The organism is Bacteroides sp. ET225 (assembly GCF_024733745.1).
GTDB lineage: Bacteria > Bacteroidota > Bacteroidia > Bacteroidales > Bacteroidaceae > Phocaeicola > Phocaeicola excrementipullorum.
The window spans coordinates 15,663-40,662 of the sequence record NZ_JANRHN010000029.1 but is presented as its reverse complement, the minus strand read 5'-3'; the positions used below and the strand labels follow the sequence as shown (position 1 = coordinate 40,662).

Below are 25,000 nucleotides of genomic sequence, written 5' to 3'. Positions count from 1 at the left end.
GAATGTGCCGCTGCCTTTACCTCTTCACTCCAGTGAAGAGATCGTATCACTCTAGTGAAGACATCGCATCACTCCAGTGAGGAGATCGTATCACTCCAGTGAAGAGGTTCGTCTGACGGCACATTTTTATGGGCAGTCCACAAACAAGGCATCCGGATAGCCTATGTCTACCAGAAACAAGGCGTTTCCCGGAGCGGATGTCCCCGCACTGCACCTGTCTTTCTTTTCTATGATCTGGCGGAAGCCTTCCACCGAGAGCTTGCCTCTCCCCACTTCCACCAGCGTGCCCACAATGGCGCGCACCATGTTGCGCAAAAAGCGGTCGGCCTGTATCGTGAAAACCCATTCATCCTCGCCTGTCTGCTCCCAGGCGGCCTGCATGATACGGCAGTTATTGGTTTTCACGTCCGTATGGAGCTTGCTGAAACTTGTGAAATCGGTATACTCCAGCAGCGTGCGCGCAGCCTCGTTCATCCGCCCGAAATCCAGCCGCTGGAATATCCGCCACACATACATCCGGTTGAACGGATCTTTCCGTGTGGTGACATAATACTTATAAGTGCGGTAGGTGGCATCGAAGCGGGCATGCGCATCCTGGCGGACACGGCGCACCTTATATACGGAGATGTCGGGCGGAAGGATTCTGTTCAGCTTGTCAGCCATCAGATCCGGATCAGCCATCCGTTCCAAATCGAAATGCGCCACCATCAGACGTGCATGCACGCCGGCATCCGTACGTCCGGCTCCCGTAACTCCTATCGCATCGTCACGCAAGAAAGTGACCAAAGCCTTGACAAGCGTTTCCTGCACGCTCACACCGTTAGGCTGCATCTGCCAGCCATGGTAGTTCGTGCCGTCGTATGCCAAATAAATGAAATACCTGAACATAGCCTGCGGGGGTTAGCGTGCGGTAATATGGAAACATCCCTGGCGAAGTTCATACTTCACATAGCACCGGTCGGCCTTGCGCAGGTCGCGCAGCACCTCCGAAAGCACCAGCTTCAGCGTATCCGCACTGACATCCTGCATCGGGCGTCCGTCGGGATCCTCCACCTTCTCAAAACGCTTCCAGCTGATGTCGAACGTCGTTCCATAGAAATGGCACGACTTCAGCGAAGCATTCATGTTTGTACGCCGCAGGCGCTTCACGTCATCCTTCGTGCGTGTCACCGAGGTCACGATCACACGGTTCGGATTCAGTCCCTTGTTCTCCAGCGAGTCAAGAAAGTTCGCCCCGATCGTATCCAGCAACGCACTGGCCTGCGGAATCAGGAACGGAATGGAATGGGTAAGCGAGTCCATGCCATACAGCTCGCAAGGCGCGATTTCAACCAACCGGCCTTCCATCTCGGCCGCACTCTCACGGCTTTCCATCGGACGGATGCCGATTTTCTTCGCCGTAGCCAACTGTACATCGTTCAGGTCGCCGAACGAACGCTTGTAGCTGATTACGCCACGGATATTGTGCGGGTTGTTCATTTTCATCGACATGTCTTTTTTCTCTTCTCCGCATCCGGCCACAATCATGGCGGAAAACAACGCGAGCGCAACGCACGAATGCAATAGTTTCTTCATATTCTCTGTCTTCTTTTTAGCAGACGCAAAGATACGCAAAATTCGCAAACCTCTATCCCGTTATTACTTTTGATTATACCCCATAAAAAAATGTGAATAGGACAATTCATGGAAAAGGCCTACCTTTGCAGGCGGAAAAAACAACTTAAAACCGATTATCGATATGTTTGAAAAAGGAAACAGAGCCAACACGCTGCACGGCATTCTGCTGATCGCCCTCTTTTCGTTTGCGGCATTCTACATCGCCGAAATACCGTTCGTAAAAAGCCTCTCATTCAGTCCGCTGATTGTAGGCATCATTCTGGGCATGCTGTATGCCAACAGCTTGCGCAACAAGCTGCCCGAAACCTGGGTTCCCGGCATCAAGTTCTGCACGAAGCAGATCCTGCGCGCAGGCATCGTGCTCTACGGATTCCGCCTCACGCTGACCCAAGTGGCCGCCGTGGGACTTCCTGCGGTTATCATCGACACAATCATCGTGGCAGGGACTATCTTTTTAGGAATATGGCTGGGAAAATTGCTGAAAATGGACAAGGACACTTCACTGATGACTTCTACCGGAAGTGCCATCTGCGGTGCGGCCGCCGTGCTTGGAGCCGAGCCTGTAGTGAAATGCGAAGGACACAAGACGGCCATTGCCGTATCTACGGTCGTGATTTTCGGAACCATCTCCATGTTCCTCTACCCGATCATGTACCGCACGGGAATCCTCGACGGACTGACTGACACAGGGGTTGCAATCTATACCGGAAGCACCCTGCACGAAGTCGCTCATGTGGCCGGAGCCGGGAACGCAATGGATCCTACCGATACGCTTGGCATAGCCGGAACGGCCACCATCACAAAGATGATCCGTGTGATGATGCTGGCTCCCGTACTCGTAATCATGAGCTTTGCACTGGCCGGACGCAAAAAGGCTTCACCCGAGGGAAAGGCCGAAAAAAGCAAGATCACCATACCCTGGTTCGCTTTCGGATTCATCGGGATAATCTGCCTGAACTCGCTGCTGCAATATGCGCTGGGAGTGGAGAGCGTGAAAGAGATTCCGCTGAACGGTGCCATCGAATACATCGACACCTTCATGCTGACCATGGCAATGACCGCACTCGGAACAGACACCAGCATCGAGAAGTTCAAGCAAGCCGGAGCACGCCCCTTCGTCCTGGCCGGACTGCTTTATGTATGGCTGGTGGGAGGAGGCTATCTGCTTACCAAATACCTCGTGCCAATGATCGGATAAAAAACATGAAAACGCGAAGGTACGGAGCCGAGCCTCAATGCAATCTTCAGCATCCGCTCTCTCTGCCTTCGCGCAGCTTCTGCCAAGATCAATCTTCCTTTATTTCCTCTATCGGCGTAACGTCCTGAATCTTAGCCTCCTTTTTATGGAAACGGATAAGGCGCACAACGTCTGTCAGCGAATAAACGATAAACGATATGCCCAGCATGATGAAAGGAACCATGGCCGCCTCAAACGGATTGAACAAGACAACCAGACCGGATGCCACAATCAGCACTGGCATGAAATACATCACCAAAGGAACTGCAAAATACCGTCTGGCAACCAAAAGCCCTGACAACTGGTTCAGCCCTCCCAGCAGAAGCAGCACACCCAGCACATACATCAGGATAGTCACAAAAAAGGCCGGCGTCAGAATAAGCCATAACCCGAGAAAGGCACTGCCCAGCGCAACCACAGGAAATATCACTCGCACATTCTCCTGCCTCATCTTCCGCCGTACATAAAAATAGGAAAAGATCCCGAACAGCCCGGGAATAAGAAACAGCGCGCCAATCGTTATCACCAGATAAGTAACGGCCACATCGGGCCACGCCACAAGCAGCACACCGATTACCAGCGCACACAAAGAACTGATGATGCCATAATTTAATGAATTCATACAAAACGGGGTTTAAAATACAGTCACGAATATAAGAAAGAAGTACGATATAACAAACAGAAACAGCATAAAATCCCAAATCCGGCAACCGATCATACCTACTCTTTAGTATTTAATATCTTTTTTTACCTATATATAGGTATTGTCCGCTTTTCTGCATCCCCATAACTTTGCTTCCGTTAAAAACAACAAAAAGCAAAGAAGAAAAATGAAAGGAAAAGTATTTTTATTCTCCCTCATTCTTGCAGCATGTTATGCACATGCGTTCGCAGCAGGCGAATCAGCAAACAACCATTCAGACGCAGCGGATGAAAAGCAGGAACAGCCTGCCAAAAAGAAATCACGCTTCACAATCGGAGGCTACGGCGAAGCGGCATACAGCCGCAACTTCTTCAGTGACAACTACCTGAGATACACAGATGCCGAAAAGTACAGAAACAGCAACAGCAAGCACGGACGGTTTGACCTGCCGCATGTTGTGCTCTTCTTCGGATATGATTTCGGCAAAGGATGGACTATGGGCACTGAAATCGAATTCGAGCATGGAGGCACCGAAAGTGCCGTCGAGATTGAAGACGAAGAAGGAGGCGAATACGAAAGCGAAATCGAACGAGGCGGAGAGGTTGCCCTCGAACAGTTCTGGATCCAGAAATCCTTCTGCCGGCAGTTCAACATCAAAATCGGACACATGATCGTTCCTGTAGGCGGAACAAACATGCACCACACTCCTACAGAGTTTTTCGGGGTTTACCGGCCCGCCGGAGAAAACACGATTCTGCCTTGCACATGGCACGAAACAGGCGTCAGCATCTGGGGGCAGGCAGGCGACTGGAGATATGAAGCCATGCTGATGCCTGGACTTGACTCCGACCGCTTCGGCCGTGAAAACTGGATCAAAGACGGAGCGGCCAGCCCTTACGAATTCAAGATAGGCAATTCCATAGCGGGGGCTTTCCGCATCGACAATTTCTCCGTCCCCGGACTGCGCCTTTCATTAAGCGGATATGTGGGCAATTCTTTCAATAACCACCTGACCGAACCGAAAGCTGGATATAAAGACATCAAAGGAACAGTGGGAATCGGAGCTTTCGACTTTCACTACAATGCGCACAACTGGGTTGTCAGAGGAAACTTCGACTACGGGCACCTCTCTGATGCCGATGCCATCACAGCCGTCAACAAGAAATACCGCGACGACGCTCCGTCGCCCAAACAAAACGTAGCTTCTGACGCTATCGCCGGAGGCATTGAAGCCGGATACGACATATTCTCCCAAATCAGCAAGATGCGCCAAAAAGAACAAAAGTTTTATGTGTTTGCACGCTACGACTACTACGATTCCATGCACAAGATGGCAGGAAACGTATTGAAATATGACTGGTGCAGCCGCCACCGCATCGCTGCCGGCATAAACTACTATCCGATGAAGGAGATTGTCATCAAGGGGGAATACGCTATAGGGCTCCTGAAAAAGCAATACAACAACGAACCTGCTCTCTCGTTCGGCATCGCTTACGCAGGACTTTTCAATCTATAAAATGAATGATCAGATACAGATAACAAAAAAACAGAACGAAAATGAAAATGAAAAATGTATTGATGGCATCTGCGTACATGGTACTGGGTGCATCTTTCATGACAGGCTTTTCTGCCTGCAGTGACAACGAAAACACTCCGGAACCTGAAGAATTGAGCCAACAGGAACAGGCGCTGAAGGCAGTCATTGAAGACTATGTGAACAAGTCGGTCGTCCCTACATACAAAGGACTGGCTGACGCTGCAATCGAGCTGGCCGACGCATGCCGCGCCATGTGCAACGCAGGCCCTTCAAACCTGACGGAGGACATGGTAAAGCAAGCCGGAGAGAAATGGATTACTGCCCGCCGTTACTGGGAGCTAAGTGAAGCATGGCTGTACGGAGCTGCCGCCGACTACAATATTGATCCGCATATCGATACCTGGCCGCTGGACAAGACAGCGATGGAGAACATGCTGAACAATGAAAGCCAGATGGCACAGATGAAAGACGAAGAAAGCGCCGCCACCTATGTGAGCAACAGCCTGGGACAAGGCTTGCTGGGATTTCACGCCATCGAATACATGCTGTTTGAGCCGGCAAACGCAACAACCGACCAGACCAGTCCGCGCCCGGCAGGCAAATTCACTGCAAACGAGCTTTATTATATGGCCGCTGTAGCCGATGACTTGCGCAACCAGTGTGTACGCCTGGAGATTTCATGGGCAGACGAAGGCACATACAGCGAATCTTCTGAAAAATGGACTTATCTGGCAGACGCAGAACTGGAACCGACTTTCTATTACGGCGAATCGATGAAAAACGCCGGACAGGGCGGAAGCAAATACAAATCATATGCAGAAGCTGTGCAGGAGCTGCTGGTAGGCGCCCAAGACATTGCTGACGAAGTGGGAGGACAAAAAATTGGCAACCCGATCGGCAACGGTGTGGAAAACGATGCCAACTACATCGAATCTCCGTATGCACTGAACTCAATCACCGACTTCATCGACAACCTGAAGAGTGTCCGCACCGCCTACATGGGGTATCAAACGGAAAATGGAGTGACAGAAAACTACATCCAGCCGGTCGAACACTCGTTAAGCGACTACATCAAAACCGTCGACCCGGAACTGGACACGAAAGTCATCAATACCATCGAGGGAGCCATCGAAGCCATCGGAAACATGAAAGAGCCGTTTGCATCCACAGCCCGCGATCCGCAATACGAACAAGTGAATCTGGCCGCACAAAAAGCCTGCCAGAATGTAAACGATATTTTGGATGAAGTGATGAACGCTATCCAGAACAATTGATACCGAAGCGTCCATGCATTGGTCGTTCTGCGTGCAGCACAACAAGATGCGTGCAGCCCTCCATTCGACTGTTATCGGACCGGCACACGATTTTCCCGGCTGCACGCAGCACGGCGCACCGTTTGCAAAGTCATCTCAAAGCAAAAGCTTTGAGATGACATACCCATCTTTTATAACTGACTCAATGTTGTTTTATGAAAAAAATTTATTTGCTCAGTACACTATTACTCACAGGATTAACAGCCTGCAGTGATGAAAATCCGGCTACTGATCCGGAAAACAATCAGGAAAACCAGGAACTGCCGGAATGGTATTACACCGGCGGCGAACTGGGAACCGCGTTCATTTCAACATCCGCCGCATACGAACAGCCGACACCGGCGGTAGAAAATGCAGACATGACCCTGTCATTCAAGCGAGGCGAACAGCTTTTTGAAAAAGTGTTTGTCAGCAACCCCGACGGTGTACGCGGCGGTTTAGGCCCGACTTACGTACGAAGCTCATGCATGCATTGCCATCCGGGATACGGACATGGCAAAAGCCAGCCCGACGGTCCGTTCCAAACAAACGACATGGGCAATGGCTATCTGCTGGTTGTATACAATCCTTCAACCAATGCATATGTCAACTGGCTTGCAGGAATGCCTCAAGGACACGCGACTGTTCCGTTCAAGGCTCCCCTCGATGAATCAAAAGTCATATTGACATGGCATGAATATACTGACGCATACGGAAACAAGTTTCCCGACGGAGAAACTTACAGTCTGAGATATCCGGAAGTGACACTGCCTAAAGACGCTGTTTACGCTTACAATGAAGGCGTTCTGTCGGATGCAAACATGGGAAGCTATGAAGTGCGTCTGGAATCGACCATCGGCATTTACGGAACAGGGCTGCTCGATGCCATCAGCGACGAGGATCTGAAAGCGGAATATGCAAAGCAAGAAAAAGACGGTTATCTGAAGAACGGCATCAATCCCGCTTTCTTTCAGAACGGCGAATGGACAAACCAATATACAAGCAAGGAAGCCACATCCGACGGAAAGAAGTATCCGTACCGTTTCACGTATGCACTAAGCCGCGGACCATTGCAGGATGCGGCCGGAGCAAATGCTTTCTGGAACATTACAAACGTTACACGAAGCGACCGGAAATATCACTATAAGGATGCTGGCGGATACTATGCAAAGGCTGCCGCACAAGATCCGGACGTACAGGCTGGATTTGCCGATTACATTGCGCAGGTTGATCCGGAAAAGAAACACAGCGACTGGCACACAGCCGACATGGAACAAAACATCCTCAATTACCTGAACGCTACCAGCCTTGAAGCTGAGATATCAGACCAAAGCTACATCGATCTGATGGTATGGCACAGAGGGCTGGCGGTACCGGCCGCACGCAATATAGACGATGAAGAAGTGCTGAGAGGAAAAGAACTCTTCGAACAAATCGGCTGCGCTTATTGCCACAAGCCAAGCTGGACAACCGGAAACGACGAGATACGCGATCCGGCAGGCTTCTTTACCGGATCAACAGCCAACGAACTGCCGCGTTATCCGAATCAGAAAATATGGCCTTACTCAGACATGATCCAGCACAAGCTGCATATGCAGAATGACATCCGCACAGGCTGGTGCCGCACGACTCCGCTTTGGGGGCGCGGACTACACCAGAGATGTACGGGAGCCGAGTATGCAGACCGTCTTCACGACTGCCGCGCACGTACCACGACCGAAGCGATCATGTGGCACGGAACCAGCAAGGAAAGCGATGCCTATGAAACGACAGAAAAATTCCGCCAGCTTTCCAAAGAAGACCGTGACGCAATCGTAAAGTTCATCGATTCCATCTAACCCCTATAACAAGGATGCGCCGTTATATGCCCAGATGCAAACGGGCTCGCAAATGATTCCGCTCAGCACAGGCACTCTGCCGCATCCTGCCGTTTCCCAAACGTCCCGTAGCTTTTATCCGCAACCGAGCGACGGGACGTTTTTCGGGAATAAACGCCAACAACAGACTTACAATGAGAATTATCAAACACCTCTGTTTCGGAACGGCCGGAGCACTAATCATCTTAATGATAGCCGCCACAGTTCTGGAAAAAACGGGAGGCACTTCTCCCGGATCGTCTTCCATTTACAGTTCACCATTATTCATCGCCGCATGGGGCACGGCAGCAGTTGCATCCGCCATTTATATCTTCAAGCGGAAATTGCAGAAAAGTCCGTTCTCTCTCCTGCTCCATCTTGCATTCCTCGTCATTCTGGCAGGAGCCTTTGCCACTTACCTGAACGGCAGGCAGGGAAGCATCCATCTGCGTGTCGGCGACCGGCCTTCGGCTTCGTTTGCCGCGTCGCATAAGGAAGAAAGCTTCCCTTTCCAGATCCAACTGACTGATTTCTACATCGACTATTACGAAGGAAGTGCCGCTCCAATGGATTTTACAAGCCGTATCCGCATTACAGACAACGGAAACGCCATCGAAGCAGACATTTCCATGAACAACATCTTTTCTTACCGTCACTACCGCTTTTACCAGTCCTCTTACGACAAGGACATGAAAGGAAGCACCCTTGCCGTATCTTATGATCCATGGGGAATCGCCATTACATATGCCGGATATCTTCTGCTTCTGGTTTCCATCTGCGGATTCTTCTTCCAAAGACACAGTGCCTTCCGCCGACTGCTGCGCCATCCGGTTTTGCGAAAAGCATCAACGGCCGTATGCTTGCTGCTTTGCCCGTCACTCACAGCATTTGCTGCGGAACAACCGAAGCACCTGTCTAAGGAATCGGCATCAAGCATAAATGGCATTTATCTTTATCACCAAGACAGGATCTGCCCGCTGCAAACATTAGCGAAAGATTTCACTCTCAAGATATACGGAAAATCCAACTATAAAGGACTGAACGGAGAACAGGTGCTTACCGGGTGGTTCTTTTTCTACGACGACTGGAAAACGGAGCCGATCATCCGCATCAAAAGCAAAGCCGTGCAGCGAATGCTGGGCATCAAAGGGCAATACGCCTGTCTGAACGATTTCTTCGGAGCGGAAGGATACAAACTAAAAGACAGCGGGCTGGAACAAGATACAAAATACAAGCGGGAAATAAACGAAGCCAACGAAAAATTCAATCTGATCAGCATGGTGGCGACAGGAAGCATGCTGAGGATATTTCCCTGCCGGGAAAACGGAAAGATACGCTGGTTCTCCCCTGTGGACCGGCTTCCTGACGACTTGCCGGCAGACCAATGGCTCTTTATCCGGAAAAGCCTGGGACTTCTGAGCGAGCAGGTGATGAGAAACGACGAAGCGTCGATTAGGGAAATCGCCGGCAAAATCAGAAAATACCAGCAGAAAACAGCAAGCGGAACGCTTCCATCCGACAGGCAGATTGAAGCAGAAAAGCTCTACAACAGCCTGAACTACACCAAGATTCCTGCCTTCTGCTGCCTGGTAATCGGCCTTTTCGCATTCATCCATAACTGCCGGAAGCTGGTAAGAAACCAGACCCTGAAAAGCAAAACCGAAAAACGGATATCCATGATCCAGTCTGCACTGCTCGGCCTTTTGTTTGTCTTTCTTGCGATACTGATCGGACTGCGCAGCTATATCAGCGGACACATTCCTGTTTCAAACGGATTTGAAACGATGCAGGCTATGGCGGCATGCGCTTCATTGATTTCCCTGCTCTTCAGGAAGAGATTTGAGATGTCCATTGCCTTCGGCTTCATCATCTGCGGATTCTCCCTGCTTGTTTCCATGCTTGGAGAGTCAAATCCCCCCATCACTCCGCTGATGCCGGTACTTGCATCACCGCTGCTCAGCATCCATGTGCTGACCATCATGATTTCGTATGCGCTACTGGCTTTTCTCATGCTAAACGGTACGGCAGCCCTGATCATCCGATATGCAGGAAAAACACAGAATGAAGCGGTCGAACGACTCTACATCATAAACCGGATCTTGCTGTATCCCGCGATTTTTCTGCTCGCTTCAGGAATCTTCATCGGCGCAGTCTGGGCAAATGTTTCATGGGGACGCTACTGGGGATGGGATCCCAAAGAAACTTGGGCACTAATCACACTGATGATTTACTCTGCCGCATTCCATACAGACTCGCTTCCCTACTTCAAAAGGCCGATGTTCTTTCACTGGTTCTGCATCATCGCGTTCCTTTCAGTGCTGATAACATATTTCGGCGTCAATTTCTTCATGGCCGGACTTCACAGCTACGCATAAAAGAACGGGGTGGCAAGAAGCCTGCGCCCTTGCCACCCCGCTGCTGACATGACTATTCCATTATATCAAGAATCCCAGCAGAATACCGGCTGCAACAGCCGATCCGATCACTCCGGCCACATTCGGCCCCATGGCATGCATCAACAAATAATTTGTAGGATCATACTCAGCTCCTACAATCTGCGAAATACGTGCCGAATCCGGTACGGCAGACACACCGGCATTTCCAATCAGCGGATTGATCTTGTCGTCTTTCTTCAACACCAGATTGAAAATCTTGACAAAAAGAACACCCGAAGCTGTAGCCACAATGAATGAGAACGCTCCCAAAGCAAAAATCTTAAGCGAGTTCCATGTAAGGAATTCCGAAGCCTGAGTAGAAGCCCCCACCGTTAATCCGAGCAACATGGTAATCGTATCAATCAGCGGACCACGAGCCGTTTCTGCCAGGCGGCGTGTCACACCACTTTCTTTCAGAAGGTTGCCGAAGAAGAGCATTCCCAGCAACGGAAGTCCGGAAGGCACCAGAAAGCAAGTCAGAAGCAGACCGATAATCGGAAACATCACCTTTTCCGTATGAGATACGGCACGCGGAGTCTTCATGCGGATCAGCCGTTCTTTCTTCGTCGTGAGCAAACGCATCACCGGCGGCTGGATCACCGGAACCAACGCCATGTAGGAATAAGCTGAAACGGCAATGGCTCCCATCAGATTCGGTGCCAGCTTGGAAGAAAGGAAAATGGCCGTCGGACCGTCGGCACCGCCGATAATGCCGATAGAAGCAGCCTGCATGGGATCAAACCCAAGCCACAAGGCAGCAATATACGCGCCGAAGATACCGAACTGAGCGGCAGCGCCGATCAGCATCAGCTTCGGATTGGAAATCAAGGCTGAAAAGTCGGTCATGGCACCGATACCGAGAAATATCAGCGGCGGATACCATCCCGAAGTAACCCCTTGGTACAAGATGTTCAACACTGATCCCTCTTCATAAATGCCCACCTGGAGGCCGGCATCCATGTTGAAAGGAATATTGCCAACCAGAATACCGAACCCGATCGGAATCAGCAACATCGGTTCAAATTCTTTTGCTACGGCAAGATATATAAAGAATATGCCGACCAGAATCATCACCACATGTCCTGCCGTAGCATTATAGAACCCCGTATAGGTCCAAAAGTCGGCAAGGTTGTTCTGAAGAAAATTAAGAAAATCGCCCATAACTACTCGATGATTACAAGATCAGTACCTTCAAGAATTGACTCTCCTTTGCTCACCTTGACGGCTGTCACTTTTCCGTCACGGTCTGCCTTGATGTCATTTTCCATTTTCATGGCTTCAAGCACAACCAAAGTCTGTCCGCGCTTCACTACATCTCCTTCCTTCACTTTAATTTCGAGTATCACACCGGGCAGCGGTGACTTGACTCCGGATTTTCCGCCGATAGGAGCCGGACGGCTGATGGCGGGAGGAGGAGCTGCCGGCGACGTAGAAGCGGTGCGCAGCACAGGTTTTATCTTAGGGCTTTTCTTCTTTTCAAGCTCCACCACATAGGCTGTGCCGTTCACTTCCACGCGCACGTGGTTTTCCTCAACATCTCCCACAGCCACTTTATAAAGATTTCCGTTGATTTTATATCTATATTCTTTCATGTCTTTCTATTATTAAAGGTTATTTTCTATGAGGGGTTTCACGCAAGGTATAAATCTTCGAGCTCCACGGAGAATAGCTTCTCTTCACACGGCTGATGGTCAGGATCGTTTCTTCCACGTCATGATCGGCTCCCTGAGCCTCGTGCAATGCCATTGTGATAGCTGCTATCACTTCGCCCGGAGCCTCTCCGAAGCCCCGTTCTTTCGCTTCCGTCTTGTCGGTTACGTTGTGAACTTTCATCGCATTCTGCTTGCGGAGCTTGACAGCCAGTTTGCCGACAAAGCGGAAACAGATGTAAAGCAGGATCAATCCCACGAACACCACGCACATTGCAGTAACAGTCATGCCGACCCCTACCGGATCGTGCTGCTCGAATTTCTCCATCTTCGGATTGCTTTCAATGGTCTGGTTGTTGGTGCTCGGAGTGACATACTTTTCTTCACTGTCATCCTTCACTTCCCATGTGGCAGAACCGTCCGTAACACGCGCATACGACTGGTTAGGCTTCAGCAGTCCTCCGGGAACGACCACCTCGTCCATCAGGTTCCGTCCGGAATCATACAATCCGATCCAATTGTCAGATGTCTTGCTCAACACAAAATTTGTATGGAACGTTCCCCTGCGCGGCGCTCCATCAGCCCAGAACAACAGGTGCTGGCGGGGCGGCATTTTGGTCAGCACATCCCCCTTCGGTATGAAATAAGTGACGGTATCCCCCGGCTCGGAGCTCACCTTTATCAGGCAGCCTGCCAGATTTTCCGTCTTGAATGCCTTGTTGAATATTTCAATCCAACCGCTGTGAACGCCATAATCATCCTGAAAATTGCTCACATTGTCAGTAAGCACCTCATTGATGACCAGCTTGCTTTCGGTCTTGCTTCCCGTACACGACACCAGGCCCACGAACAGAAGCAGCGAAAGAAATATTCCGATTTTCGGTTTCTTCATAATCATCTTCATTTAAAGTTTGTCATTACAATGGAATATTCCCATGCTTCTTGGCAGGATTAGTCTGCTTCTTGGTCTGCAGCTGCTGCAAGGCACGAATAATGCGGAAACGTGTATTGCGCGGTTCGATTACATCGTCGATATATCCATACTTTGCCGCATTATAGGGATTGGCGAACAGTCTGGTATATTCCGCCTCTTTTTCTGTCATGAACGCTTTCGGATCGGCAGCCTCTTTAGCTTCCTTCGCATAGAGCACTTCCACGGCTCCCGCTCCGCCCATCACGGCGATTTCGGCAGTAGGCCATGCGTAATTGATGTCGCCCCTCAACTGCTTGCAGCTCATCACAATGTGCGAGCCTCCGTAAGACTTGCGCAAAGTAATGGTCACCTTAGGAACTGTGGCTTCACCGTATGCATAAAGCAGCTTGGCCCCGTGCAGGATAACGGCATTGTATTCCTGTCCCGTTCCCGGCAGGAATCCCGGCACGTCAACCAACGAAACGATAGGGATATTGAACGCATCGCAGAAGCGCACAAAGCGTGCTCCCTTGCGCGATGCATTGCAGTCGAGCACGCCCGCCAGCGTCTTGGGCTGGTTTGCCACCACACCGACCGACTGTCCGTTGAAACGCGCGAATCCGACAATGATGTTCTTTGCAAAATCCTGCTGGACTTCGAGGAACTCGCCGTTATCCACGATTGCGCCGATCACCTCGTACATGTCATACGCCTTGTTCGGACTGTCGGGAATGATTTCGTTCAACGAATCCTCCAGGCGGTCGATCGGGTCGGTACAGTCTACATATGGCGGTTCTTCCAGATTGTTCTGAGGCAGATAACTCAGCAGTTTCCGGATCAGCGCCAGACCATCCTCTTCCGTCGAAGCCGTAAAATGAGTCACGCCCGAACGGGTTGAATGCACGCTCGCACCTCCCAGGTTCTCCTGCGTCACGTCTTCTCCGGTTACGGATTTTACGACCTTCGGACCCGTAAGGAACATATAAGACGTGCCTTCAATCATCAGCGTAAAGTCAGTCAGTGCCGGCGAATAAACGGCTCCTCCCGCACACGGGCCGAAGATTCCTGAAATCTGCGGAATCACGCCCGAAGCAAGAATATTGCGCTGGAATATTTCCGCATAGCCTCCCAAGGCACAGATGCCCTCCTGAATGCGCGCGCCTCCCGAGTCGTTCAAACCGATCATCGGAGCGCCCATCCGCATGGCCATGTCCATCACCTTGCAGATTTTCTTCGACATGGTTTCGGAAAGAGAGCCAGCCGAAACGGTGAAGTCCTGCGCAAACACATACACCAGGCGTCCGTCGATTGTTCCGTATCCCGTAACCACACCGTCGCCCAGGTAATGCTTCTTTTCCATACCGAAGTTCGTGCAGCGGTGTTCTACAAACATATCCATTTCTTCAAAGCTGCCTTCATCAAGCAACATGGAGATGCGTTCGCGGGCTGTATATTTTCCTTTTGCGTGCTGCTTTTCGATGGCTTTCTCGCCTCCTCCCAAACGGGCTTTGGCACGCAGATCGATCAATTCTTTTACTTTTTCAAGTTGGTTACTCATGGTATTCTGTTTTTATTGTTAATTTAAACCGGAAGGCCAACGAGCCTCCCCTTCGGAGCAGGCTTGGAGATACCTCCCGCATCATTTCATTTTTCGCAAAGTTCGGTCAGCACGCCCATCGTCGATTTGGGATGCAGAAAGGCGATGTTCAGGTTTTCCGCACCTTTCCGCGGAGCCTTGTCAATCAGACGGATTCCGGCCTCCTCAGCCTGGGCCAGCGCATTGGCGACACCGTCTTCCACGGCAAAGGCCACGTGATGCACGCCCATACCTCTCTTCTCAATAAATTTAGCGATGGTACTGTCGGGAGAAGTGGGTTCCAGCAGTTCGATTTTCGTTTCTCCGCATTTCAAAAATGCGGTCTTCACCTTCTGGTCCTCCACAGTTTCTATATTGTAACATTTCAGCCCAAGGACGTTTTCATAATAAGGAAGGGCATTTTCGATGCTTTCCACAGCGATGCCCAGATGTTCGATATGAGAAATTTTCATAACAAAGTTTGTTTTAATGGTATTAAGATTTCAGTTTTATGCAATAACATTGCACAAAGAAAAGAAAAATGTGCTGAAAAAAGAAACTTTTCACCGTTTTTTTGACCCCTCATCTTTTTTTGGCAAAACAGCAAGAAAAGGCACCCTCCGCAATGCGATTCCGCAGGCAGCCCGAAACATTCTTTATCTCCAGATTAAAAACATATATCTTCAACTTAAAGATATACATCTCCAGCCTGAACATGTATATCTCCAGGCTGGAGATGCAGCATATCGCAGGAAAAAAGCGTTTTGCATACCTGTCGGAAAGGGCTTATTCTTTCAGACATAAAGTTTGGTCAGAAGCCTGTTCAGCCATCCCCACCCCACGCGAAACCAGCGGCGGCTGCTCATCTGCCTGCCCCCGAAACGGAGAATGAAATCGCGGTAACCGTATTTCTTGAAAGGAAGTCCGGCCTCAATAAACTCAAAATGGGAATAGCCGCGGTTGTGTGCATAAACCATCGCATTCCAGACGGCCAGCACGCCGGGATACAGCAGCGGATAGCTCTTGCGCAAACCGCCCGAAAAGAGCAAATACGCGTCGTCAGCCGAAAACAAGCAGACCGAACCGCCAATAATCTTGCCCTTATACCTGACTATAAAGATCTTCGAACGCTCGGACGACTGCCTCAGCAAAGAAAAGAAAAAGTCTATGCCCGGAAGATAACGATGAATCTTGGACGAATAATAACGCTTCAGCAGAGCAAAAAATTCTTCCACTTCGGCTTCCGTCCTTGCGATATCCATCTCGGCCCCTCCCTTCAGCCCGCGGTTTATCTGACGCTTTCTGGAAATGCTCATCCACTTGTCTATGCAGTTTCCGTGTATCGAATTGCGCACACGCATCCAGCGGACCGGAAAGTAGCCGCACTCACGGAAATGCCGGTATCCGAACAATGACTCCTCCAGATTGCGGAACTCAAGCAGAAACGAACGGTCCTTGAAGCAGCGGGTCAGGTATTCAAGCAGCTCCCTGAAGATCTCATCCTTCCGGTATGACGAAGGGAAATATTCGCCGGTGCCGTACACGTATGTTTTTGTAAAGAAAAAACGGAAGCGCAGGCTGCGCCGCGTGATGCAGAGCAGCTTTCCCACCGCACGGCCGTCCTCGTAAGCCACGAGCAGCACCGGACGGAAACCTTTAGTCTGCTGCAACGCCTGAAGCATTTCAACGGAATAAAAGACATTCGAACCGGGCAGGGGCGGGACATCTTCGGCATGATAATATGTAGCCAAACGGAGTGCCATACAATGCAAATTTAGATTTTTTTTTTGAGGATTTGAAACGGATGAAGTATATTTGTCGGGACAAAACACTTTTTTTATGGAGAATTTCAGTGAACTGGTCAAGCGCAGACGGAGCATGCGTAAATTTACAGAAGAAGAGCTGACACAGGACGAAGTGGTCACGCTGCTCAAGGCAGCGCTGATGTCGCCTACATCCAAACGTTCGGAAAGCTGGCAGTTCATCGCCGTCGACGACAAGGAAACGCTCGGAAAGCTGGCGCAATGCAAGGCCGCTGGCGCAGCGTTCGTGAAAGACGCTGCACTGGCTATCGTCGTCATGGGCGATCCGCTCCTGAGCGACGTATGGATTGAAGACGCGTCGGTAGCTTCGACAATGATCCTGATGCAGGCAGAAGACCTGAATCTGGGAAGCTGCTGGATACAGGTGCGCGAACGGTATACAGCCGACGGAACGCCGGCAAACGAATATATTCATGAACTGCTGGACATTCCCCTGCAGCTTCAAGTGCTGTCAGTCATCGCGGTCGGCCATAAGGGAATGGAAAGAAAGCCTTTCGACGAAAGCCACCTGCGGTGGGAAAAGGTACATATCAACAAATACAGGGAAGACAATGGCAACGGCAACGAACAATAAAGACACCTACAAAGCTACGGCTGTCTTCCTTGTGGTGATGGGGATACTGTATCTGCTGGACAAGCTGATTCATTTCAGCAGCGCCGGACTCCCCTGGGTGATGCAGAAAGACACCATGCTGCTTTATGCGTCAGTCATATTCCTGTGGTTCAAACGTGACAAGTCCGTTGGAATCATTCTTGCCGGAATCTGGCTGATACAGAACATCGGGCTGGTCATCTCACTGCTCGGGCAAATGTCGGCCTACCTGCTTCCTGCTGCACTGCTGATCATCGGAATCCTGCTTTATTTCTTATCTACACGCTGACTTATGGAAAGACCGGATTTCAACATCGTTTTCGTGGGAGCAGGAAATGTCGCTTCCTGTCTGGCTCCCGCGCTCATGCAGAAGGGATGCCGCATCGTGCAAGTATACAGCCGCACGCAAGAGTCTGCGCAGACACTCGCCCGAAAAGCGGACTGCCCTTATACGACCGATCTGACACAAATATCGGGCGAAGCGGATCTGTATATCGTTTCGGTCAAGGACGACGCGCTTGATGATGTCACCGCACGGCTCGCATGCAGCGGAAATCCCGACGCGCTGTATGCGCACACTGCCGGAAGCATGCCGATGGACGTATGGAAAGGCAAGATTCGCAGATACGGGGTGCTCTATCCGATGCAGACTTTCAGCAAGCAGCGAGCTGTTGATTTCTCTGCCGTTCCTTTTTTCATTGAGGCGAACTCAGAAGAAGATGCCTGCCTGCTGAAAGAAGTAGCCGGAAGAGTCAGTCCGAAAATTTATGAAGCTTCATCCGAGCAGCGCAGGTATCTCCACATCGCAGCCGTATTCGCATGCAACTTTACCAACCACATGTATACCCTCTGCGACCGGCTGCTTGCTGCCCATGGACTCCCCTTCGAGTCTATGCTCCCGCTGATTGACGAAACGGCACGGAAAATACACGAACTGCCGCCGCTGGAAGCGCAGACCGGTCCGGCCAGGAGGAACGACCGGAATGTAATCGGCCGGCACCTGGACATTCTAAAGAAAGAGGCACCGGAACTGGCTGACCTATACGGTATGATAAGCCGGAGCATCCATACGTATGAACTCAACAACAAAATGACATCAAGATGATAAATTACGATCTCACAAAAATCAAGGCTTTATTCTTCGACGTAGACGGTGTGCTGAGCGGTGAAACCGTGGGGCTTCACCCAAACGGCGACCCGATGCGCACGGTGAACATCAAGGACGGCTATGCACTCCAGCTGGCCGTAAAATGCGGACTGCACGTGGCCATCATCACCGGAGGAAAGACCGAAGCCGTCAGAAAGCGTTACGAAGGACTGGGCATCAAGGATGTGTATCTGGGAGCCGCGGTCAAAACCAAAGAATACAACGAACTGCTCCAGAAATACAGCCTCAAGCCAGAAGAAGTGCTCTATATGGGCGATGACATTCCCGACTACGAGGTACTGCAACTGGTGGGCCTTCCCTGCTGCCCTGCCGATGCAGCCCCCGAAATCAAGGCCATCTGCAAATACATCTCTCACCGCAACGGAGGTTACGGATGCGGACGTGACGTAATCGAGCAGGTGCTCCGCGCCCAGGGGAAATGGATGTCGCACCAGGAGGCCTTCGGATGGTAAACTGCTTGCAGGGGCAGGCCGAAGCCGATGCTTCTCTGCCTCCTCTAGCTTATCTAACTGCTTTAACTATGCTTTAACGGATATGGAACTGAAAAACTTGAAGAAATATCACATCATACTTGCCTCAAACTCTCCGCGCAGACGCGAACTGCTCTCGGGGCTTGGAATAGACTATGAAGTAAAAATACTTCCGGGTATCGACGAAAGCTACCCCGAGAACCTAACGGGAGAAGAAATTCCGATGTACATCGCCCGCGAAAAGGCCGACGCTTATCGCCCGTCTATCAAACCGGACGAACTGATCATCACAGCCGACACAATCGTCTGCCTTGAAGGACAAGTGCTCGGAAAGCCCAAAGACGAGGCAGATGCCTGCCGGATGCTCCGCCTGCTATCGGGACGCACACACCAGGTAATCACCGGCGTATGTATCACTACAGCCGAAATGCAACGCACGTTCGCGGCTACAACGGATGTCACGTTCGACACGCTCAGCGAAGAAGAAATCACCCATTATGTAAACAATTACCGCCCGATGGACAAAGCCGGAGCATACGGAGTGCAGGAGTGGATCGGCTTTATCGGCGTGACCCGACTGGAAGGCTCGTACTTCAACGTTATGGGACTTCCCATACAACGGCTCTACAAGGAACTGAAAAGAATCTGAGCAGGAGGAAGCTATGGAAATGGTCTTTTTGCTCATCGGACTTGCCGCCGGAGTCATTACCGGATATTTTGCCGCAGCGCGCAAGACCGCGGCTCTTAACATGCAGATCCAAATGCAGCAGACGCACGCGCAAGATTTGCTGAAGGCGGAAGAACAGAAGGCCGGAGCCTTGATGGAACAGGAAAAGCGCGAAAAGGAACTGCTTCGAATGCAATTGAACGAAGCTGTGAAAGAACTGAACGGAAGCCGGCAAAGGGAAGCCGCGCTGCAAACGGAAAACCGCAACCTGAATGAAAAGCTGGAACAGCAGAAAGAGGAAATAGCCAACCTGCACAATCAGTTCAAGCTGGAGTTCGAAAACATCGCCAACCGCATTTTCCAGCAGAAAACAGAGAGTTTCAACAAGCTCAGCGCCGAAAGCCTTGCTGCCCTGCTGAAGCCTTTCGGCGACAACCTGCAAGAGTTCAGGCACCAGGTAGCGGAAGTTTATGACAAGGAATCCAAACAGCGTTTCTCGCTCGAAGACCGCATCAAGGAACTGATGCAGCTCAACAGGCAGATCAGCGACGAGGCAAACAATCTGACCCGTGCGCTGAAAGGTGACTCAAAAATGCAGGGAAACTGGGGGGAAATGATTCTTGAAACAATTCTCGAACGTTCCGGGCTGAGAGAAGGAGAAGAATATTTCCGCCAGGAATTTCTGAAAGGCGAAAACGGGGAACCGCTCAAAAATGAGTCCGGACAAAAAATGCAGCCGGACGTTCTGGTCAAATATCCCGACAACCGTCAGGTCATTATCGACTCAAAGGTTTCGCTGACAGCATACGCCAACTATGTAGGATGTGAGGACAAGGACAAGCGCGACCAATACCTGAAAGCGCATCTGAATTCGGTCAAGACGCACATCGACGAATTGAGCCGGAAGGACTATTCAAGATACGATGCCCAGGCACCCGACTTTGTGATGATGTTCATTCCCAACGAGCCTGCCTATCTGCTGGCTTTGCAGACAGACCATGACCTGTGGAACTATGCGTACCAGCGGAAAGTGGTGCTGATGAGTCCGACCAACCTGATAGCGGCCCTGCGCATGGCACTGGACTTGTGGAAGCGGGAATACCAGCTCAAGAATATTCAGGAAATCGTAAACCGCGGAAGCATGCTCTACGACAAGCTCGTCAGCTTTACCGAAACGTTCGAGAAAATCGGGGACACTCTAAATACTGCTTCCAGAGCTTACGAAACCGCCAGAAACCAACTTGCCGACGGGAAAGGAAACGTCATCAGCCAGGCCGACAAACTGAGGAAACTGGGTATCATTCCCAAAAAGAAACTTCCATCCAGCATGTCAGAAGGAAAAGAGAATGCCGGCAATTTTACCAAGGATGCCCTTAACAATTAATGCAAAAGACACAAAAACACAGAAATAAGTACTCGAGAAACTTTAATCAGGTACAATAACTGTGTTTTTGTGTTTTCTGCACACAGGCATCTGGACCGACGCTTTATCTAAGCTTATCTTTCAGATAATCGGGGAGGACAGGCATTGCTCCGTTCTGCGTGCAGACATAAGCCGAAACCTCTGCAGCCAGTTTGTGCGCTTCGCCAACAGGCTTGCCATTCAGAATGGCTGCCACAAAGGTCGCGGTGAACGAATCGCCCGCACCTACTGTATCTGCCACCTCCACCTTCGGAGTTTCCACGAACGAAACTTCCCCTGGAGTGAACACATAGCTTCCATTCACGCCGCAGGTCAGAATCAGCATCTTCAAGTTGTATTTGGCAAGCAGAATCCAACACTTGTCCTGCAAGTCAATGCCCGGATAACCGAACATACGGCTGACAGTCACCAACTCTTCATCATTAATCTTCAGAATGTTGCACTTGCGCATCGAGTTGCAGAGAATCTCCTTGGTATAGAATCCCTGCCGCAGGTTTATATCGAAAATCTTACACTGTCCATCTCCCTCCGGCATCACATCAAGAAAACGGTTGATGGTTTCGCGTGAAACTACACTCCGCTGCGCCAGCGAACCGAAACATACCGCACGTGTCTGACGTGCCAAGCCTTCCAAAGCCGGAGTAAAAGGAATGTTGTCCCATGCCACGCCCTCCTTGATATCATAACAGGGAACTCCCTCTGCATCCAGTTCCACCTGCACCGTTCCCGTAGGATAAGGAACAACTTCAATCATGCCGTTCAGTTTCTTTTCACGGAAATTGTCCAGAATTTCAATGCCCAGCTTGTCATCGCCTACGGCACTTACAACCCGGCTTTCCAGCCCGAACTGTGAGATATGATAAGCGAAATTTGCCGGAGCACCGCCCAACTTCTTGCCTTCCGGAAGCACATCCCAAAGTGCTTCACCCATTCCAACTACAATCGTGTTATTCATGATGATATAAAATTAATGTTTGATTCTCAAAGTATAAAACAACAGATAAAGCACACCAACCGTCATTACGGCAACAGCACCGTCTTGACCGACCGCATCACTGGCAAACCCCATCAGCAGCGGGAACACCGTACCGCCAAACAGTCCCATTATCATCAGTCCGGAAACTTCATTCTTCTTCTCCGGCTCGGCAAGCAAGGCCTGCGAGAACACGATAGAAAACACGTTCGAATTTCCAAAACCAATTAAGGCAATACATACATAGATGACGGCAAGCGAATCGAACGCAAACAGCCCGACCATCGCCAGAAGCATACAGCATACGCTTATAAGGAAGAACGACCTGGACGATACCGCACGCAGAATGAACGCACCGGAAAAACAGCCGAGTGTACGGAATATGAAATAAAGGCTGGTTGCAAATCCGGCTTCGGTCAGGCTCATCCCCACACGTTCCATCAGAATCTTCGGAGCCGTAGTGTTCGTGCCGACATCAATCCCCACATGGCACATGATGCCAAGGAAAGAAAGCAGGATGAACGGCTTTCCGAGAAGTTTCAGGCAAGCCTTGAAACCTGAGGCACTATCCGCTCTTTCCTCTTCAATGGGAGTGGCGGAAAGCAGCAGGATGGCAAAGACTGCAATGATCATATAAATAGGGAACAACACGCGCCAGCCCAAGCCGAAATTCGGAATGGCCTGTATAGAACCCCACATGGCAATGTAAGGAGCAAGGAATGAAGCGATAGCCTTCACGAACTGGCCGAATGTCAGCGTACTCGCCAGACGGTCACCGGAGATGATGTTGCTCAGAAGCGGATTGAGAGAAGTCTGCATCAAGGCGTTTCCGATGCCCAGCAGAGAGAACGAACAAAGCATCACTCCATAGCTGTCCCCGAAAATCGGAATCAAAAGCGATGCGAATGTCACCACAAGGCTGAGCAGTACGGTTTTCTTACGTCCGATTTTATTCATCAAGACCCCCGTCGGCACCGAGAATATCAAAAACCAGAAGAACACCAACGACGGGAAAATGTTCGCCTCCGAGTCAGTTAGTCCCAAATCGGCTTTCACATAGTTCGACGCAATTCCCACCAGATCAACAAAGCCCATCGCAAAGAAGCAGAGCATGACGGGAACCAGCTTTCCATATTTCATCTTGTTGTCAGTTGTCATGATTTTCAGTTAATGGTTAACGGTTAATAATTAATTCGATAGACCGTCATTGATTTGACTGTGAAGTTTCCACGGACAGACACGAACGACATCTTGTTGTAAGGTTCCGAAGGGAATATCTGATTTGTCATCACGAACTTGCCTTCCTCGCCAAAAGCCTCGATGCTTGAACGGTCGACAAACAGACGGAGGCGGATGTTATCCGTTTCAGGTGTCGGAGCAACCGTAACGGCGGGAAAATCTGTACTGAAATCCACCTTTCCGCTCTCGCTGCGATCCATCACAAACTGCTTGCGCATTACGTCATAATACATCTTCACCTTCTCTCCCTTGCCATTTTCCAGATTGAACGCAATTCTCGACGCGCCCGCATTCTTGATAGTCATGTCTATCTCATACGCACCTTCATTGCCGTCAATCAGACTCGGCAGCTCATAAGAGTCGCTCACCTTGAACGAAGGAATCACGGTCTTCCCTTCGCGTGCCTGTTCTATTTCAGCGGAAGGGGCGCATCTCAGCAGCAGCTCCCCATCTTGACGGTAAAGCGTAAGGTCGCGCGCAATGGTGTTCGAGCCACGGAACTGCATGGTCGGAAGCACCGCCTGATATTGCCAGTTGCTCATCCAGCCGAGAGCCACACAGCGTCCGGCAGGCGCGTTGTTGAAAGTGACCGTGGCATAATGGTCTTTTCCCCAGTCCATCCATTTGGTTTGTGTCGGCGATTCGTTCACGAACTTCTTCCCGTCAAACGTTCCGACGAAATATTGGGCTGCATTGCCTCCGAAAGGTCCGCCCGGATTGATGTTGCATATCAGCACCCACTTCTTTTCCTTCGTACCTTCCACCGGCAGTTCGATCAAATCCGGACACTCCCATACGCCGCCATGCGCACCCTGCTTTGCGCCGAAACTGCTTTCGTATTTCCAGTCTTTCAGATTCTTTGACGAATAGAATTCCATCTCCTGTCCGCCTGCAAGCACCATCACCCAATGCTTTCCGGGCGCATACCAAACAACTTTCGGGTCGCGGAAATCACGCTTGACGGAAGTGACGACCGGATTGTGCTCGTATTTCGTGAAGGTTTTCCCGTTGTCCGTACTGTAAGCCATGCTCTGGGTCTGGGTATCTCCCCACGGGGTAGACTTTGCGGAAGTATAGAAAGCAATCACCGCTCCCTCGCCGAAACCGGCCGTATTGCCGTAGTCCACCACCGCCGAACCGCTGAATATGGAACCCCACGCATCGGGCAGAATGGCATCGCCTTCGAACTTCCAGTTCACAAGGTCAGTAGTAGTGGAATGCCCCCAAGTCATGTTTCCCCACGTGGAGCCGTATGGATTGTGCTGGAAATACAGATGCCATACGCCGTCTTTGTAGAACATCCCGTTCGGGTCGTTCATCCATCCGTAGGACGGCGTGTGGTGATAAACGGGACGAAACTTCTCACGGTTCGTCGTGTCAAATGTGTCCGACAGGCTTATCTTCTTCCAGCAGAGGGACGATTCGGGCATTCCCTGCACATCAATCGAGATGTCCTGCCCCTCGTATTCCGACAAATCGAGCGGCACATAATAGTCCACCTTCTCACGCGCCAGACGCACGTTCGCAGCCACGCCCTGATGCTGATTGTTCACTATAATATACACTTTGCCTTCCGGCGCATTGTCCTGCACAGGGAGCAGCAAGTATTTCTTCGCCTCTTTGACAAGGACAATGTTCTGCTCGTTGGCCAGAGGGCGGATCTGCAGGTTTCCCTGTGCACTGGCTATAAGACCGGCACACAAAAGAATCCCCATGCAGGATGTTTTTCTGATGGCAGACAAATCGCTATGTTTCATCGTTTTCATTATTTCTTAATCAAATAATCGACCTTATCATTTTAAAGTTAAATTTTGTCTGGAAAATAAGATTCCGACACGTTTCTCCTTTCACCGGAAAAAGCAGGCGTTTGCCTCGGACAAAGCACCGGAT

24 protein-coding genes are annotated in these 25,000 nt (G+C 50.5%); 12 read left to right on the top strand and 12 right to left on the bottom strand.

Annotated elements, in window-relative coordinates; genetic code table 11:
* Window positions 1–126 precede the first annotated feature (126 nt).
* The gene (gene truA, locus NW212_RS11810; RefSeq protein ID WP_258338844.1) at window positions 127–888 is read right to left on the bottom strand and encodes a tRNA pseudouridine(38-40) synthase TruA; all 762 of its coding nucleotides are present in this window, start codon (window positions 886–888) and stop codon (window positions 127–129) included.
* A 12-nt stretch (window positions 889–900) separates the two neighbouring features.
* Window positions 901–1,575 carry a DUF5715 family protein gene (locus tag NW212_RS11805; RefSeq protein ID WP_258338843.1) on the bottom strand — a complete coding sequence of 225 codons (675 nt, stop codon included), beginning with the start codon at window positions 1,573–1,575 and terminating at the stop codon, window positions 901–903.
* A gap of 163 nt (window positions 1,576–1,738) precedes the next feature.
* Between NW212_RS11805 and NW212_RS11800 the strand changes: the two genes are divergently transcribed.
* Window positions 1,739–2,815, top strand: coding sequence for a YeiH family protein (locus tag NW212_RS11800; protein ID WP_258338842.1), 1,077 nt, complete (start codon window positions 1,739–1,741; stop codon window positions 2,813–2,815).
* 88 nt (window positions 2,816–2,903) lie between these two features.
* On the opposite strand, the gene NW212_RS11795 is transcribed toward NW212_RS11800, so the two are convergent.
* A complete protein-coding gene (locus tag NW212_RS11795; protein WP_258338841.1) occupies window positions 2,904–3,476 on the bottom strand; it encodes an HdeD family acid-resistance protein in 573 nt (190 codons plus the stop codon).
* 208 nt (window positions 3,477–3,684) lie between these two features.
* Between NW212_RS11795 and NW212_RS11790 the strand changes: the two genes are divergently transcribed.
* The 4 genes from NW212_RS11790 (at window position 3,685) to ccsA (ending at window position 10,557) form a co-directional block, all read left to right on the top strand.
* A complete protein-coding gene (locus tag NW212_RS11790) occupies window positions 3,685–5,013 on the top strand; it encodes a hypothetical protein (RefSeq protein ID WP_258338840.1) in 1,329 nt (442 codons plus the stop codon).
* A 41-nt stretch (window positions 5,014–5,054) separates the two neighbouring features.
* Window positions 5,055–6,308: an imelysin family protein gene (locus tag NW212_RS11785; protein WP_258338839.1), complete on the top strand. Its 1,254-nt coding sequence runs from the start codon at window positions 5,055–5,057 to the stop codon at window positions 6,306–6,308.
* Window positions 6,309–6,502: 194 nt separating this feature from the next.
* Window positions 6,503–8,164 carry a di-heme oxidoredictase family protein gene (locus NW212_RS11780; RefSeq protein WP_258338838.1) on the top strand — a complete coding sequence of 554 codons (1,662 nt, stop codon included), beginning with the start codon at window positions 6,503–6,505 and terminating at the stop codon, window positions 8,162–8,164.
* A 173-nt stretch (window positions 8,165–8,337) separates the two neighbouring features.
* Window positions 8,338–10,557 (top strand): cytochrome c biogenesis protein CcsA, encoded by a 2,220-nt coding sequence (gene ccsA, locus NW212_RS11775; protein WP_258338837.1) that lies wholly within the window; start codon window positions 8,338–8,340, stop codon window positions 10,555–10,557.
* Window positions 10,558–10,617: 60 nt separating this feature from the next.
* Here ccsA and NW212_RS11770 read toward each other — a convergent pair whose 3' ends face one another.
* The 5 genes from NW212_RS11770 to mce form a co-directional block, all read right to left on the bottom strand.
* On the bottom strand, window positions 10,618–11,778 hold the full coding sequence (locus tag NW212_RS11770) for a sodium ion-translocating decarboxylase subunit beta (RefSeq protein ID WP_258338836.1): 1,161 nt from the start codon (window positions 11,776–11,778) through the stop codon (window positions 10,618–10,620).
* A gap of 2 nt (window positions 11,779–11,780) precedes the next feature.
* Window positions 11,781–12,209: a biotin/lipoyl-containing protein gene (locus NW212_RS11765; protein ID WP_258338835.1), complete on the bottom strand. Its 429-nt coding sequence runs from the start codon at window positions 12,207–12,209 to the stop codon at window positions 11,781–11,783.
* 19 nt (window positions 12,210–12,228) lie between these two features.
* Window positions 12,229–13,158, bottom strand: a complete 930-nt coding sequence (locus NW212_RS11760; protein ID WP_258338834.1) for an OadG family transporter subunit — start codon at window positions 13,156–13,158, stop codon at window positions 12,229–12,231.
* Between the two features lie 25 nt (window positions 13,159–13,183).
* Window positions 13,184–14,737 carry an acyl-CoA carboxylase subunit beta gene (locus tag NW212_RS11755; protein WP_258338833.1) on the bottom strand — a complete coding sequence of 518 codons (1,554 nt, stop codon included), beginning with the start codon at window positions 14,735–14,737 and terminating at the stop codon, window positions 13,184–13,186.
* Between the two features lie 86 nt (window positions 14,738–14,823).
* Window positions 14,824–15,228, bottom strand: coding sequence for a methylmalonyl-CoA epimerase (gene mce / locus NW212_RS11750; protein ID WP_258338832.1), 405 nt, complete (start codon window positions 15,226–15,228; stop codon window positions 14,824–14,826).
* A gap of 16 nt (window positions 15,229–15,244) precedes the next feature.
* Between mce and NW212_RS11745 the strand changes: the two genes are divergently transcribed.
* Window positions 15,245–15,559, top strand: a complete 315-nt coding sequence (locus NW212_RS11745; RefSeq protein WP_258338831.1) for a hypothetical protein — start codon at window positions 15,245–15,247, stop codon at window positions 15,557–15,559.
* On the opposite strand, the gene NW212_RS11740 is transcribed toward NW212_RS11745, so the two are convergent.
* Window positions 15,550–16,518: a GNAT family N-acetyltransferase gene (locus NW212_RS11740; protein WP_258338830.1), complete on the bottom strand. Its 969-nt coding sequence runs from the start codon at window positions 16,516–16,518 to the stop codon at window positions 15,550–15,552. The genes NW212_RS11745 and NW212_RS11740 overlap by 10 nt on opposite strands.
* A 76-nt stretch (window positions 16,519–16,594) precedes the next feature.
* On the opposite strand from NW212_RS11740, the gene NW212_RS11735 reads away from it, so the two are divergent.
* The 6 genes from NW212_RS11735 to rmuC all read left to right on the top strand — a co-directional run bounded on the left by NW212_RS11735 (window position 16,595) and on the right by rmuC (window position 20,859).
* Window positions 16,595–17,152, top strand: coding sequence for a nitroreductase family protein (locus NW212_RS11735; RefSeq protein WP_258338829.1), 558 nt, complete (start codon window positions 16,595–16,597; stop codon window positions 17,150–17,152).
* A complete protein-coding gene (locus NW212_RS11730; RefSeq protein ID WP_258338828.1) occupies window positions 17,130–17,459 on the top strand; it encodes a hypothetical protein in 330 nt (109 codons plus the stop codon). The genes NW212_RS11735 and NW212_RS11730 overlap by 23 nt, the downstream gene beginning before the upstream one ends.
* A gap of 3 nt (window positions 17,460–17,462) precedes the next feature.
* Window positions 17,463–18,275 carry a Rossmann-like and DUF2520 domain-containing protein gene (locus NW212_RS11725; protein ID WP_258338827.1) on the top strand — a complete coding sequence of 271 codons (813 nt, stop codon included), beginning with the start codon at window positions 17,463–17,465 and terminating at the stop codon, window positions 18,273–18,275.
* A complete protein-coding gene (locus tag NW212_RS11720; RefSeq protein WP_258338826.1) occupies window positions 18,272–18,790 on the top strand; it encodes an HAD family hydrolase in 519 nt (172 codons plus the stop codon). Before NW212_RS11725 ends, NW212_RS11720 begins: the two co-directional genes overlap by 4 nt.
* Window positions 18,791–18,872: 82 nt before the next feature.
* A complete protein-coding gene (locus NW212_RS11715; protein ID WP_258338825.1) occupies window positions 18,873–19,457 on the top strand; it encodes a Maf-like protein in 585 nt (194 codons plus the stop codon).
* A 13-nt stretch (window positions 19,458–19,470) separates the two neighbouring features.
* A complete protein-coding gene (gene rmuC, locus NW212_RS11710; RefSeq protein ID WP_258338824.1) occupies window positions 19,471–20,859 on the top strand; it encodes a DNA recombination protein RmuC in 1,389 nt (462 codons plus the stop codon).
* Between the two features lie 103 nt (window positions 20,860–20,962).
* On the opposite strand, the gene NW212_RS11705 is transcribed toward rmuC, so the two are convergent.
* The 3 genes from NW212_RS11705 to NW212_RS11695 are packed head-to-tail and all read right to left on the bottom strand — an operon-like array spanning window position 20,963 to window position 24,825.
* Window positions 20,963–21,853 (bottom strand): carbohydrate kinase, encoded by an 891-nt coding sequence (locus tag NW212_RS11705; RefSeq protein WP_258338823.1) that lies wholly within the window; start codon window positions 21,851–21,853, stop codon window positions 20,963–20,965.
* 12 nt (window positions 21,854–21,865) lie between these two features.
* The gene (locus NW212_RS11700; protein WP_258338822.1) at window positions 21,866–23,029 is read right to left on the bottom strand and encodes an MFS transporter; all 1,164 of its coding nucleotides are present in this window, start codon (window positions 23,027–23,029) and stop codon (window positions 21,866–21,868) included.
* A gap of 23 nt (window positions 23,030–23,052) precedes the next feature.
* Window positions 23,053–24,825, bottom strand: a complete 1,773-nt coding sequence (locus NW212_RS11695) for a DUF4980 domain-containing protein (RefSeq protein ID WP_258338846.1) — start codon at window positions 24,823–24,825, stop codon at window positions 23,053–23,055.
* Between the last annotated feature and the right edge of the window lie 175 nt (window positions 24,826–25,000).

Coding starts and splice junctions, on each gene's coding strand:
- NW212_RS11730 (WP_258338828.1), top strand. CDS start 17,130: ATGGCAACGGCAACGAACAATAAAGACACCTACAAAGCTACGGCTGTC.
- NW212_RS11795 (WP_258338841.1), bottom strand. CDS start 3,476: ATGAATTCATTAAATTATGGCATCATCAGTTCTTTGTGTGCGCTGGTA.
- NW212_RS11765 (WP_258338835.1), bottom strand. CDS start 12,209: ATGAAAGAATATAGATATAAAATCAACGGAAATCTTTATAAAGTGGCT.
- NW212_RS11705 (WP_258338823.1), bottom strand. CDS start 21,853: ATGAATAACACGATTGTAGTTGGAATGGGTGAAGCACTTTGGGATGTG.
- rmuC (WP_258338824.1), top strand. CDS start 19,471: ATGGAAATGGTCTTTTTGCTCATCGGACTTGCCGCCGGAGTCATTACC.
- mce (WP_258338832.1), bottom strand. CDS start 15,228: ATGAAAATTTCTCATATCGAACATCTGGGCATCGCTGTGGAAAGCATC.
- NW212_RS11790 (WP_258338840.1), top strand. CDS start 3,685: ATGAAAGGAAAAGTATTTTTATTCTCCCTCATTCTTGCAGCATGTTAT.
- NW212_RS11800 (WP_258338842.1), top strand. CDS start 1,739: ATGTTTGAAAAAGGAAACAGAGCCAACACGCTGCACGGCATTCTGCTG.
- NW212_RS11780 (WP_258338838.1), top strand. CDS start 6,503: ATGAAAAAAATTTATTTGCTCAGTACACTATTACTCACAGGATTAACA.
- NW212_RS11760 (WP_258338834.1), bottom strand. CDS start 13,158: ATGAAGAAACCGAAAATCGGAATATTTCTTTCGCTGCTTCTGTTCGTG.
- NW212_RS11720 (WP_258338826.1), top strand. CDS start 18,272: ATGATAAATTACGATCTCACAAAAATCAAGGCTTTATTCTTCGACGTA.
- NW212_RS11745 (WP_258338831.1), top strand. CDS start 15,245: ATGGTATTAAGATTTCAGTTTTATGCAATAACATTGCACAAAGAAAAG.
- truA (WP_258338844.1), bottom strand. CDS start 888: ATGTTCAGGTATTTCATTTATTTGGCATACGACGGCACGAACTACCAT.
- ccsA (WP_258338837.1), top strand. CDS start 8,338: ATGAGAATTATCAAACACCTCTGTTTCGGAACGGCCGGAGCACTAATC.
- NW212_RS11740 (WP_258338830.1), bottom strand. CDS start 16,518: ATGGCACTCCGTTTGGCTACATATTATCATGCCGAAGATGTCCCGCCC.
- NW212_RS11735 (WP_258338829.1), top strand. CDS start 16,595: ATGGAGAATTTCAGTGAACTGGTCAAGCGCAGACGGAGCATGCGTAAA.
- NW212_RS11725 (WP_258338827.1), top strand. CDS start 17,463: ATGGAAAGACCGGATTTCAACATCGTTTTCGTGGGAGCAGGAAATGTC.
- NW212_RS11785 (WP_258338839.1), top strand. CDS start 5,055: ATGAAAATGAAAAATGTATTGATGGCATCTGCGTACATGGTACTGGGT.
- NW212_RS11755 (WP_258338833.1), bottom strand. CDS start 14,737: ATGAGTAACCAACTTGAAAAAGTAAAAGAATTGATCGATCTGCGTGCC.
- NW212_RS11770 (WP_258338836.1), bottom strand. CDS start 11,778: ATGGGCGATTTTCTTAATTTTCTTCAGAACAACCTTGCCGACTTTTGG.
- NW212_RS11715 (WP_258338825.1), top strand. CDS start 18,873: ATGGAACTGAAAAACTTGAAGAAATATCACATCATACTTGCCTCAAAC.
- NW212_RS11695 (WP_258338846.1), bottom strand. CDS start 24,825: ATGGGGATTCTTTTGTGTGCCGGTCTTATAGCCAGTGCACAGGGAAAC.
- NW212_RS11805 (WP_258338843.1), bottom strand. CDS start 1,575: ATGAAGAAACTATTGCATTCGTGCGTTGCGCTCGCGTTGTTTTCCGCC.
- NW212_RS11700 (WP_258338822.1), bottom strand. CDS start 23,029: ATGACAACTGACAACAAGATGAAATATGGAAAGCTGGTTCCCGTCATG.